Source organism: Blautia sp. ZXY-1-B12, assembly GCF_056339915.1.
Genome location: NZ_JBWJVP010000201.1, coordinates 1 through 12,326, shown reverse-complemented (window position 1 = coordinate 12,326; position 12,326 = coordinate 1). Strand labels below are relative to the sequence as shown.

Below are 12,326 nucleotides of genomic sequence, written 5' to 3'. Positions count from 1 at the left end.
CATGCTGTTAAGGGGCAAATATCTCCACGCACAGCATCTGACACTGATCGCTAATGGTTTTGATCCAGATTATTCCTACATGTGGGACAAAGGATACGATGAAAGCCAGCTCTCTACATTTGTACATATCGACAGCCTGGCTGATGCTGATGAGACAATCATCAATTCCTGTGACTATAAGCTGTTTTTAGATAACAGTGATGATTCTTCCATCTCTTACCTGAATAAGATTATCCCTGTATTTGCCAGCTTTAAGGATATCAACCTTACAGATTACCGGGATGTAAAAACCAGCCATGGTTCCGCAGCAGCTGATGTGGAAGATTTTAGAAGGATTCCGGGACATGGATAAAGACGACTGCCTTTTTGTGGAGAATGGAAAGACCTTTATTTTTGATAAAAAGAAGACCTGGAAGCCGGAGATCGGGGAGGGTCTGAAGCCGGACCATACGGGACAGCTACTTGCCGCACTTTTAGCGGGAACAGCTACCGGGATCCCTGCTCTTTATGACTAAACGAAAAAGATGATCCAATATGGGCCGGAGCTTCTGGTCCTTATTTGGATGAAAGGACACTATGCTCTTCCTTAAAATACTCCGGATACTCAATGGAATATTTGTAATATCTGTAGCATTAAGTGCTGCTGCACGTATATTCCCCATTTTTCGAAATAAGAGGACGGTGATGGTCCATCTGTTTGTACTTGGTATGGCAGGGATACTTACCTCACTGCTCTTTAAACAGTTTTCCATGGTCTGCATCAGCCTAGCTGTCTCCCTTCACCAGCTGTATACGCTGGAAATGTACCAGCGGGATGCCCGGCTGAGAAAAATGAAAAAAAGCATGCTGCGGATGAAAAGAAGGATCGACCGGCTGGAAAGACGGATCGGAGGTGACAGGGATGTATGAATCGGGGAATGCCCTCCGCGGGATCTTTCTTACCGCTTTTGTTGCTTTACTGCTGTTTTCCTCTTTTATCTTCTGCTTTCATCTGGAAAGGCCGAATGCCATGACGGTAGAACCGGAGATGACAGGGTATTATTTTTACCATCCGGATATCGCCGTCTTTCATCCATCGGAAAACAACGCCGCTCTGACGGCGAAGGATCCAACGGCAGCTGGTTCAACTACAGGTTCGCCAGCTGCAAGTTCGCCAGCTGCAAGTCCGCCGACTACAAGTCCGGGTGAATGGTGGGTTAATTTCTCTACCCTTGGGATGCTCCTGTCATCCTGTGCCTGCCTTGCCTGTATCTGTTTTGCAGAATAAGAAAGCCATATGTGATTTTATCTATCCCCTTCATTTTTCATTTTATCCAAAGATCAAAAACGAAAGGGGATTTTTTTATGAAAGAATATGACCTGGAAAGAATCAAGGAATGCGTCAGCATGGAAGATATCTGTGATATACTTGGCATAGAGAAACGAAGGATCGGAGGACTGACTTCTGTCCTTTGTCCGTTCCATGACGACCAGAGATTTGGAAATGCCTTTATCATGAAAGACAGCCGGATCAAATGTTTTGCCTGCGGACATACTGCGGATATTTTCGACCTGTATATGTTCCAGACAGGACTCAGCCTGCTGGAAGCTGCTAAGGAGATTTCTGAACGGTTCGGCCTTACGGACGTGACGGTGCAGAAAAGGTCTTCCGGAATGCCGTTCAGCATGGAGGAACTGACTGCGATCGGTCTGCTGACTGAGGACAGAAAACCGGAAAGATACCCGGAATCCGTACTGGAAGCACCGGAAAAAAGACTCGGCTATACTGTCAATAAAGAAACCACTCTAGGTTACTCAAAACGTACCAGAGAGGTTGTTGCTCTTGTTGATGATTACGTGGTCAGTAAAAAGGGACAGCCAATGTACAAGCACCTGACAGAACTTTATGAAACAAATAAAGGAAACTTTTACTGGATGGTACGGAACAAATGCCGCGAATATTATAAAAAATACATTGCGGCAAAAAAGACTATTTCTGTCCTCCAAGAGGAGATCCAGAACGATTTTTTTGATTATCAGATGTCAGTTGTCGAACAAAAAACTTGCACTAATCGAAAGTGCATATAAAAAAACAGAACAAAAGAAATATCACAGGTCACAGAGAAAGACCGCCTAGGTCTTTCTGTATAAAAACGGGAGGAATTTTCCTCCCCTTTTCTTAGGAGGAATTTTATGCTGTTATATATAGCCGAAAAGCCGTCCACCATGATACTGGTGAAAAAGGCTTACGAAAAATCAAATAAACCCTGCGGGGACATCACATTCGTTGCCCTTGCAGGCCATGTCTGCGGACTGATGGAACCCAAAGAATACAGCCAATGGAATTTGAAATGGAAGGACCTGAAGCTTCCGATGGTGCCTGACAGTTTTCGCATCAAATCCATCAAGCCGGATCTGGTAAAAAAGATACGTGATCTTATAAAGTCCGGGGATTACGAAGGCATCATCGTCGGCACCGACAGTGATGTGGAGGGGAACGGGATCTATGCCCTTTTGGAAAAGAACCTGCATCTGGAAAAGATGAAAGCATACCGCTTCTTTGAGACCGACCTGACAGACAAGGGAATCATGGATTCCTTCAAAAACCTGACGGACTTCCATACCTGCCCCAGGGATGTGGGTATGACGCAGGCATTCTGGATCCGGGCACAATTTGACTGGCTGATCGGGTTCAACCTCTCTGTCGCATATACCGTCAAGACCGGCATGCTCATGAGGGTGGGAAGAGTAAAGGCGCCTACCCTGAAGCTGGTCTATGACAATTGTAAAGCGATCGATGAATTTTCCTCGAAAAGTTCCTATCTGCCAGTCATCCAGACAAAAGATCCGGAAATGGTAGCGACACTGGTCGATGAAGAAGGAAAAGACCTTGCCTTCCCAGAACTGGAAAAAGCTAAAGAACTGGTAAGCGGTCTTGGCCCGGAAGCCATTGTAAAGAAAACAGAAAAAAAAGAAACCAAAAAGCCTCCGCAGCAGCTGTACAAACTCTCAGACATCCAGGTGGAGGCAGGACAGAAGTACGGGTACTCCCCGGATGAGACCCTGCAGGCTCTGCAGTCATTATACGAGACGCACAAGGTCATGTCCTATCCGCGTACCGACGGAAAACATCTTTCTTCCGAGAAAGCAAAAGAATTTTCTTCCCTGCTGCGGACGGTATCCGCTGTTCCGGGGATGGAACCATATCTGTCTTCCATCACCCCTGAAGCCATCAAAAAGACGGCGGTAAACAAACGATACGTAAACGATGAGGAAGTTAAAAAAAGTTCCCATGGTGCCCTGATCCCGACAGGGAAGATCCCGGATTTTTCCAAACTGTCTGAAATGGAAAAAAATGTATGCATCATGGTCTATAAGCGTTTTCTGGCAATCTTTCTTCCTGACCTGGTGGAAGAGAAGAGAAAGTATCTCCTCGATGTGGATGGGAGTTTATTTGTGAGCAGGGGTTCTGTTATCAAAGACCGGGGCTTTACTGCCATTTTCGACACGAAGATCAAGGAACTGCGCCTGCCGGATGTATCGGAAGGACAGAAGATAGGGATCGCCCAGAAAGGGATCCATGAAGTCGTGATCAGGCCACCCAAACGGCTTACCGATGTTATATGCTATGAAAGGGGGATAAGAAATCGCCCATAGAAAGGAGAATTGACCCATGAAAACAAAGCAAACAGGAAGCGGAAAAATCACAGCCCTTTATGAGAGGTTGAGCCGCGACGACGAACTGACAGGCGACAGCAATTCGATTATCAATCAAAAGAAGCTGCTTGAAGATTATGCAAAATCGCATGGCTTTACTAACTGCGTCCACTTTACCGACGATGGGTGGTCTGGGGCTAATTTTGACCGTCCGAATTGGAAGCGCATGATTGAAAGCATTGAAAGCGGCGAGGTTTCCCATGTCCTTGTAAAAGATTTAAGTCGCGTCGGTAGGGATTACTTGCAAGTGGGATTTTATACCGAAGTGATGTTCAGAGAAAACGGCGTGCGCTTTATCGCCATTGCCAACGGTGTAGACAGCGACAAACGGGAAAGCAGCGAGTTTGCGCCGTTTTTGAACATTATGAACGAGTGGTATGTTCGTGACTCCAGCCGCAAAATCACAACTGTTTTACGGGCAAAGGGAATGTCCGGCGCACATTTGACAAACCATTGCATATACGGCTACAAGAAAGACCCGAATGATAAAAACCATTGGATTATTGACGAGGAAGCCGCCGAGGTAGTACGCCGGATTTACCGAATGGCGATAGAGGGCAAAGGCCCGTATGAAACCGCCCGTATTCTTGCGTTGGAAAAGATAGAAAGACCGTCCTACTATCTTGCACAGCGCGGCATGGGAAATCACAAGTCAAACTACAATTCAACCGAGCCTTACGCATGGCGCGGCAATACAATTTCCGATATTCTGTCAAAACCGGAATACATGGGGCATACAGTAAACTTTCGGACTTACAAGGAAAGCTACAAGGACAAACGCTCCAAAGCGACACCCAAAGAGGATTTAGTTATCTTCGAGGACACACAGGAAGCCATCATTGACAAAGAAACATGGGAGCGCGTACAGTCATTGAGAAAAACAATCCGCAGAACTGACACCATCGGAGAAGCCAACCCCTTAACCGGCTTAATGTTTTGTGCCGATTGTGGGGCGAAGATGTATAACCATCGAGGGAAAGCGGGAAAGGCGCGGGATTGGGCGGGGCGACCAAACGGGAAAAGGCGTCCAGACCGCGACGAATACAACTGCTCCCGATACGATTTAGGAAATCAGCGATATGACACCTACTGCACCACCCACCTTATCCGCACCGTTGTTGTAAATGAACTGCTACTTGAAGCGATAAAGGAAGTATGCAACTATGCGCAGAACAATGAAGCCGCCTTTATTGAACAAGTCTGCTCCGCTTCCGGGGAACGGCAGAAAAAGGCTATCAAGACCATACGGCAGAGGAAACAGCGCAGCGAGAAACGCGCCGATGAATTGAGCCGCTTGATACGAAAGCTCTATGAGGATAATGTCAATGGGAAACTTTCTGATAAGCTCTTTGAGCAAATGCTACACGATTTTGAACTTGAATTGGACGGGCTGAACACAAGCATTACCCAAGACCAACAGGAGCTTGACCGTATCAGCAGCGAGAGCGTCAATGCGGAAAAGTTTATCGCTCTTGTGAAGCGGTACACAGATTTTTCCGAGCTTACCCCTGCCATGATAAATGAGTTTATTGAAAAAATCCTTGTCCACCAAGCGGAGGGCAAAGGGGCAAGCCGCACACAGGAAATTGAGATTTTCTTTAACTTCGTGGGCAAGGTGGAAATCCCACACGAGGAAGTGGAACTGACGGAGGAAGAAATCGCCGCGATAGCCGAACAGGAACGCCGACGGGCAAAGAAAGCCGAGTACAACCGCCGCTATATGCAGAAAAAACGCAAACAATGGAAAGAGCAGCAAGAACAGGCACAGGAGCCGCAAGAGCCTATCGAGCTTCCTCTTGTGCAGGACGAGAAAGGAGCATTGAGCGCATGAGAAGATTGATTGACAACGGCGACGCACCCGCCAAGAAAAAGCCCCCTATCGGGCATTACGGACACTTGCGGAAAGCCTACCTTGAGGGCTACCGCCCCGACCTCTACACCGCCCTTGTCGCAAGCGAAACCCTCTATGAGCATTGCGCCGAGATTGAAGCCGCCGTCCGTCGCCGCCTTGACCTCATTATCCCGCAGCTTGCCGAGGGTGCGGGCGCAACCGAGGAACTGAAAGCCGCAGACCCCATGCAATGGGTGGGGCTGATGAACACCTGCAAGGCGCAAGCGGAAGAAATCGTCAAGTTTGAGCTTATCTATGTATGAGCGTCAAGAGCCGGAAAAATCCCATATTTCACGATAGAAACGCCCTGGACGAGGAATGTATCGCCGGAGCGTTTTCTATTGGAAAATCGCCGTTTTTCCCAAGCCAAGAGCCGGGAAAAACACCCGAAAAATGCCCCTATTGCGTAACAGGGGCGCAGAAAGGAGAGTTTATGAGAACAGGGCTGACAAAGCAGGAAAAGACCACCGATATATGGTTTGACGAGAAAGACCCCCTTATCCATATCCGCACCCACAACACCGACTTAAAGAAGCGGCTTGCCGCCTACGCCGGACAGTACCCCGACCAGTGCTGCCAAACCGACGCAGACCCCGAAACGGGCTGCATGGAGTTTGATATTGCAAAGGGGCGTTTCTCTTTCCGTCTGACCGCCCCATACAGTGAGGAACGGAGGAACGCCGCCAGCAAAGCGGCAAAGAAACATTCCGGCAACTTGACACACCCTATTCAAAAAGATGTGCTATAATTTTTTTGAAAAAGTTTCGGATTAGATGTAGTATTTGCCGCTGAAACCGTAGTACATAGGTGAAGCCCGAAAGGAGGCGGTGAGATGATAGACGACGAAAAAATCATAGAAATGTTTTTTGGACGTTCAGAACAAGGCATACGAGAGCTGGATATAAAATACGGAAAGGTCTGCCACAATCTTTCCTACCATATCGTAGGCAGCAGACAAGACGCGGAGGAATGTGTAAACGACGCTTATTTAGGCGCATGGAACGCCATTCCCCCGGCACGACCTAACCCGCTGCTATCTTATCTTGTTAAAATCGTTCGGAACATTTCACTCAAAATCTATTGGAGAAAGGAAGCAGCCAAACGGAGCAGCCATTACACGATTGCTTTGGAAGAAATTGAAGCCTGTATAGCAGCCCCGAATACAGTAGAAGCAGAAATCGAAGCCAAAGAGTTAGCCCGTATCATTGAAGCATTTTTAGACACGCTGACTACCGAAAACCGCGTTATTTTCATGCGCCGCTATTGGTTTTCCGACAGCTATAAGGACATAGCCGAGTTTATGGGGCTTTCAGAAAAAAACATTTCTGTCCGGCTGACCCGTATCCGCGAGAAGATGAAGCAATATTTGATTGAAAGAGAGGTATTCGTATGAATGCAAAGAAGTTTTCCGACGCTATGAGCGAGCTTGACACAAAATATGTCGATGAAGCTCTCAACTACAAGAAGAAAGCCAAAAAGCCCATTTGGGTAAAGTGGGGGGCTATGGCGGCTTGCTTTGCAGTAATTGCTGTTTTAGGCGTAGGCGTATTTCAAAGTGGATTGTTCGGGAACAAAACTGACATTGCCACTTTGGACAACGGAAATGAAATCATCTTTGTAAAATCGGAAACTGCTGGCTCAAGCATTGACATTGACGGGACTATAACAACAAGGCAACTTACGGAAACGGAAGCTGCATCTCTTTTTCCAAACTTGACCGTTACAGCTCATGCAGTTTTTCGTGTTGAGGATACTGTTTCCGACAGCAACAAAGAATTGATTGGTTTTGAGGGAAAAATCGAAAATGCCAAAGTGGTAATATCTACAACGGATATAGCACTACTTGATACGAAGATTGTAGGAAGTGAAGAAAGTAGCGAAGTAAATGGCACAAGCGTGACGGCAGGATATTTTGTAACAGACCGGAACAGCATGGGAGAACAGAATGTAATTTACTATGCGACCTTTAAGTTGGGAGATAGCACCGTATATGTTGAAAATGCGGGTGCAAAAACTGAAAGCGAAAGTGTGAAAAACGATTTGGCTACCATTATCCAAGAGCTGATAAATAATGGTGCGCTTGACCTAAGTTCTTTCAACGGATAACCCCATGAAAATTTAATACTACCATCAGGACAGCCGAGCAAATCGACTGTCCTTTTTCTATGCCGACAGGCAGAAAGGAGCGGCCAGCTATGACGAAACCGAGAGAGAAAACCCGCGAGGAATTGACTGCCGAGATTGAGGACGGAAAGAAGAAAATCCGGCAGTTTGAGAACCGGGAAAAGATGTTGCGTCAAAAGCTATCCAAAGAGGAACGCAGAACACGCAGCCACCGCCTTATCGTCCGGGGCGCAGTCTTTGAAAGCATTGTGCCGGAAGCAAAGAACATGACCGACGAGGAAGCCACAGCACTTCTCCGGCTTGCCTTGACGAGCCAGCCAGCGCGGGAGTTTTTGAGAAAAAGAGCCGAGGAAACGACAAGCTAAATAATCCCTTGGCAACAAGGGCGCACTTATACACCCTTGCGGGCGTGTGCGCTCTGCCGAGGGCTTATCTCCGCACAGGGAACTTTCCCCGCGCTACGATATGGCGGCTTTGCCGCAACAAGGGGCTGCACCCCTTGCGCCGCTTCGCGGCTATCCCTGCACACCCGCAAAAACAGTACACCCGCCGTTGGCGTCTGTACCATTTTTGCGGGTTTTATTATCCTATCCGGGAGGTGATACCCATAGCCATTTACCATTGGAACATCGGCATTGTGAGCCGAGGAAAAGGCAAATCAGCCGTTGCCGCAGCCGCTTACCGAAGCGGCGAAAAGCTGACAAACGAATGGGACGGAATGACCCACGACTACACCCGCAAAGGCGGCGTTGTCCATACAGAAATCATGCTGCCGCTCCATGCCCCGCCCTCTTTCTCTGACCGTTCAACCTTGTGGAACAGCGTGGAACTTTACGAGAAAGCTGGGAACGCCCAGCTTGCCAGAGAGATTGACGCAGCACTCCCCATAGAATTATCCAGAGAGGAACAGATCCGGCTTGTCCGGGAATACTGTTCCTCTCAATTTGTTTCCAGAGGAATGTGTGTGGATTTTGCTATCCACGACACCAACAGCGGCAACCCCCATTGTCATATTATGCTTACCATGCGCCCCCTTGACGAGCGCGGCGCGTGGGCGGCGAAATCCAAAAAGGAATATGACCTTGACGAAAACGGCGAGCGTATCCGCTTGCCAAGCGGCAGATACAAAAACCACAAAGTTGACCTTACAGGCTGGAACGACAAGGACAACACCCTCTTGTGGCGCAAGGCATGGGCTGACTATACCAACGACTTTTTGGAGAGGAACGGAAGCCCGGAGCGTATCGACCACCGCAGCAACGCCGAGAGAGGAATTGACGAACTGCCTACCGTCCACATGGGCGTGGCTGCTTGCCAGATGGAGAAGAAAGGTATCGCCACCGAGAAAGGCGAACTGAACCGAAATATCCAAAAGGCAAACCGCCTTATCCGGGAAATCCGGGCGCAGATTGGGAAGCTCAAAGAGTGGATTGCCGACCTGTTCAAAGCGCGGGAAACCGCCCCGGAACAGCCGCCGCAATCTCCCAACCTCGCAAATCTGTTGATGAAGTATTTGAGCGTTCAGAGAGAAAAGAGCCGGAAGTATTCGCAGCGTTGGCAACAACAGCACACAGCCGATGAACTGAAAACCATAGCGGCAGCGGTCAACTATCTTTCCGAGCATGGTATCTCTAATCTTGACGAGCTGGACGCTTCCCTTTCCTCTGTCAGTGATAAAGCCTATTCAATCCGGGCAGGAATGAAAACCGCCGAGCAGCGCATGAAAGAACTGCAAAAACTAATTGAATACGGGAAGAACTACACAGAGTACAAGCCCATTCACGATGAACTGAAAAAGCTGCAAAACGGCTGGACAAACAAGCGCGACAAGTACGAGGAAGCCCACCGCGCCGAACTGACCCTATGGAACGCAGCAAGTCGCTATCTCCATGCAAATCTGCCGAAAGGAACAAAGACCTTGCCTATTGCGGAATGGGAACAGGAATACGCCGACCTCAAAGAGCAGAGAGATACCGACTACACCAAACTGAAAGCTGCCCGCGCCGAAGTTGCCGAGCTTCAGAAGATACGCAAGTGCGTTGATATTGCACTCCGCGCCGACCAGCCGGAACAGACGCAGAGCCGTACCAAGCGGCATGATATAGACCGCTGAAAGGAGTTGAACTTTTATGTATTACACCCAAGAACAGATAGACCGCGCCAACCAAGCCGACCTTGTTTCTTTCCTGCAATCACAGGGCGAGCAGCTTACCCGTGCCGGAAATGAATACCGCTGGAAACGGCACGACAGCTTGACCGTCCGGGGAAACAAATGGTACAGGCACAGCCAGAGTAAGGGCGGCGCACCCGTTGATTTTGTCATGGAGTTTTTCGGCAAGAGCTTTACCGAAGCCGTTGAAATGCTGACAGGAGAAAAAGGCGCAGCCCCGCTGCCGGACAGACCTTGCCCCGCGTCCCTATCCGACTTCCGACTGCCGCCCCGCAGCCCCGACAACCGAACAGCGAGGAACTACCTCACAGCCGCCCGCCGCATTGATGAAGATGTGACGGGCTTTTTCTTTTCCACCGGGGATATTTACGAGGAAGCCGCCCACCATAACGCCGTATTCGTTGGCAGAGATGAAAGCGGCATACCGCGATACGCCCACCAGCGCGGCACAGCCGGGAGCTTCCGCCTTGATGTGAAAGGCAGCGACAAAGCCTTTAACTTCTGCTACCGTGGCGAGGGCGAAAGGTTGTTTGTTTTTGAAGCCCCCATTGACCTGTTATCTTTCCTCTGCCTGTTCAAAAAGGACTGGCAGAAGCAAAGCTATCTTGCGCTGGGTGGCGTGGGAGAAAAAGCCCTGCTCCGCTTTCTCTCTGACCGTCCGAACACCAAGACCGTTTACCTCTGCCTTGACAGCGACGAAGCCGGAAACGACGCTTGCAGCCGCCTTGTGAAGCTCATGCCGGAGGGCTTGACCGTCCACCGCCTTCTCCCGCTTTACAAGGACTGGAACGAGGTATTGCAGCACCGGGCAGAAATCACAGACGGGAAGTATATCCGGGAAGCGATTTACGGCGTGAAAGAGCCAACCCAGGAGGAAACCGTTGAGATTATCCGCATGAGCGAGGTTGACACACAGACCGTTGAATGGCTATGGGAGCCGTATATCCCCTTTGGGAAAGTAACCATTGTGCAAGGCAATCCCGGCGAGGGCAAGACCACTTTTGCCCTACGCCTTGCCGCCGCCTGTACCACCGGGGGAACGCTGCCGGGAATGAAGCCCCTGCCGCCATTCCAAGTGATTTACCAGACTGCCGAGGACGGTTTGGGAGATACCGTCAAGCCCCGCTTGATGGAAGCCGAAGCAGACCTTGACCGCGTTCTTGTGATTGATGAAGCAAAACGGGAGCTTACTTTGTCCGACGAGCGCATAGAGAAAGCAATCGTCCAGAACGGGGCGCGTCTGATTATCCTTGACCCCATACAAGCGTACATGGGCGAAAAGACCGACATGAACCGGGCGAACGAAGTGCGCCCCATGTTCCGCCGCCTTGCCGAAGTTGCCGAGCGTACCGGGTGCGCCGTTATCCTTATCGGACATCTCAACAAAGCTGCCGGAGGGCAGAGCGCATACCGGGGATTAGGTTCTATCGACTTCCGCGCCGCAGCAAGGAGCGTGCTTCTTATCGGGCGCGTGAAGCGAGAGCCGAATGTGCGCGTTATCGTCCATGACAAATCTTCCCTTGCGCCGGAGGGAAAGCCCGTTGCCTTTTGCCTTGACCCGGAAACGGGCTTTTCGTGGATAGGCGAATACGACATCACCGCCGACGAGCTGCTGTCCGGCGCGGGCGGCAACAATGCCACCAAAACCGAACAGGCTGAAAAGCTGATACTTGACCTACTCGCAGACGGGAAAGAGCTTGCCAGCGAGGACATTGTAAAAGCCGCCGCCGAAGCCGGAATATCCGAAAGGACGGTACAGAACGCCAAGCGCAACATGAGCGCGGTTTTAGGCGCGAAGCGTATCGGCGGGCAATGGTACAACTTCCTAAAGAAGCCGCAGCCGCCCCAACCCGCAAACTGAAAGTGCAAAACGCAGACCCTTTGCACTTTGCACTTTCGCACTTTCACTATACCGACCACCGCCCCATGTGCTGACCGCATGGGGCTTTATCTTTGAAAGGAGAGCCTATGAGCAACGAAACCAACACCCGCACCGCCACCCCTACCGCTTCCCCTCTGACCGCACAAGGTACACAGCAGCCCGTTATGGTAAAGAGGATTGGAAAGACAACCTATCGTGTCAAGCTGCATTTCAGCGAAACGAGCAAGGAAACGATGACCGATAAGATTAAGCGGCTTATTTTGAATGATTGTGCAAAAGAGTTTGAACAAAGCGAAAAAATTTCTTAAACACCCTTGACAAAGCGTATCAGAGGCGACACTGGTAGATGCCATGGAAGACATACAGAAATACATGACAGACCGGGATCTGAAAAAGATCATGAAGGAAGCCAAGGGAATCGGGATGCCTTCTTCCAGGGCCCAGATCATCAAAGACCTGATCACCACCGGGTACATGGAGGTAAAAGGAAAAGGACTTTATATCACCCAGTCCGGAAAAGATTACATCGAATATGTAGGAGACCATAGTATCGTCAATCCGGA

The 12,326-nt window shown here is 49.6% G+C and carries 16 protein-coding genes; all 16 read left to right on the top strand.

The features are described from left to right. The first annotated feature begins 1 nt into the window (after position 1). Positions 2-352, top strand: a complete 351-nt coding sequence (locus AC075L_RS12405; RefSeq protein WP_476387749.1) for a hypothetical protein — start codon at positions 2-4, stop codon at positions 350-352. After that, positions 345-515 (top strand): hypothetical protein, encoded by a 171-nt coding sequence (locus tag AC075L_RS12400; RefSeq protein ID WP_476387748.1) that lies wholly within the window; start codon positions 345-347, stop codon positions 513-515. Before AC075L_RS12405 ends, AC075L_RS12400 begins: the two co-directional genes overlap by 8 nt. Positions 516-684: 169 nt before the next feature. Next, positions 685-909 carry a hypothetical protein gene (locus AC075L_RS12395; protein ID WP_476387747.1) on the top strand — a complete coding sequence of 75 codons (225 nt, stop codon included), beginning with the start codon at positions 685-687 and terminating at the stop codon, positions 907-909. Beyond that, a complete protein-coding gene (locus AC075L_RS12390) occupies positions 902-1,267 on the top strand; it encodes a hypothetical protein (protein ID WP_476387746.1) in 366 nt (121 codons plus the stop codon). Before AC075L_RS12395 ends, AC075L_RS12390 begins: the two co-directional genes overlap by 8 nt. Before the next feature lie 77 nt (positions 1,268-1,344). Then, the gene (locus tag AC075L_RS12385) at positions 1,345-2,067 is read left to right on the top strand and encodes a CHC2 zinc finger domain-containing protein (protein ID WP_476387745.1); all 723 of its coding nucleotides are present in this window, start codon (positions 1,345-1,347) and stop codon (positions 2,065-2,067) included. 105 nt (positions 2,068-2,172) lie between these two features. After that, the gene (locus AC075L_RS12380; protein WP_476387744.1) at positions 2,173-3,636 is read left to right on the top strand and encodes a DNA topoisomerase; all 1,464 of its coding nucleotides are present in this window, start codon (positions 2,173-2,175) and stop codon (positions 3,634-3,636) included. Between the two features lie 16 nt (positions 3,637-3,652). Beyond that, complete coding sequence (locus tag AC075L_RS12375; RefSeq protein ID WP_158420704.1) at positions 3,653-5,527, top strand: recombinase family protein; 1,875 nt, start codon at positions 3,653-3,655, stop codon at positions 5,525-5,527. Further along, entirely contained in the window at positions 5,524-5,850 is a 327-nt protein-coding gene (locus AC075L_RS12370) for a TnpV protein (protein WP_119189542.1), read from the top strand. Before AC075L_RS12375 ends, AC075L_RS12370 begins: the two co-directional genes overlap by 4 nt. Then, positions 5,847-6,335: a hypothetical protein gene (locus AC075L_RS12365; protein WP_476387743.1), complete on the top strand. Its 489-nt coding sequence runs from the start codon at positions 5,847-5,849 to the stop codon at positions 6,333-6,335. The genes AC075L_RS12370 and AC075L_RS12365 overlap by 4 nt, the downstream gene beginning before the upstream one ends. A gap of 84 nt (positions 6,336-6,419) precedes the next feature. Beyond that, complete coding sequence (locus AC075L_RS12360) at positions 6,420-6,980, top strand: RNA polymerase sigma factor (RefSeq protein ID WP_005922902.1); 561 nt, start codon at positions 6,420-6,422, stop codon at positions 6,978-6,980. Then, positions 6,977-7,693 (top strand): hypothetical protein, encoded by a 717-nt coding sequence (locus tag AC075L_RS12355; RefSeq protein WP_476387742.1) that lies wholly within the window; start codon positions 6,977-6,979, stop codon positions 7,691-7,693. Before AC075L_RS12360 ends, AC075L_RS12355 begins: the two co-directional genes overlap by 4 nt. An 89-nt stretch (positions 7,694-7,782) precedes the next feature. Then, positions 7,783-8,076: a DUF3847 domain-containing protein gene (locus AC075L_RS12350; RefSeq protein WP_476387741.1), complete on the top strand. Its 294-nt coding sequence runs from the start codon at positions 7,783-7,785 to the stop codon at positions 8,074-8,076. 134 nt (positions 8,077-8,210) lie between these two features. Then, entirely contained in the window at positions 8,211-9,824 is a 1,614-nt protein-coding gene (gene mobQ / locus AC075L_RS12345; RefSeq protein ID WP_476387740.1) for a MobQ family relaxase, read from the top strand. Between the two features lie 16 nt (positions 9,825-9,840). Further along, positions 9,841-11,742, top strand: a complete 1,902-nt coding sequence (locus AC075L_RS12340) for an AAA family ATPase (RefSeq protein WP_476387739.1) — start codon at positions 9,841-9,843, stop codon at positions 11,740-11,742. A 107-nt stretch (positions 11,743-11,849) separates the two neighbouring features. After that, positions 11,850-12,071, top strand: coding sequence for a transposon-encoded TnpW family protein (locus AC075L_RS12335; RefSeq protein WP_097777333.1), 222 nt, complete (start codon positions 11,850-11,852; stop codon positions 12,069-12,071). Positions 12,072-12,114: 43 nt separating this feature from the next. Further along, positions 12,115-12,326 (top strand): DNA topoisomerase (locus tag AC075L_RS12330; RefSeq protein WP_476387738.1); only part of this gene is annotated, 212 nt, incomplete at its 3' end.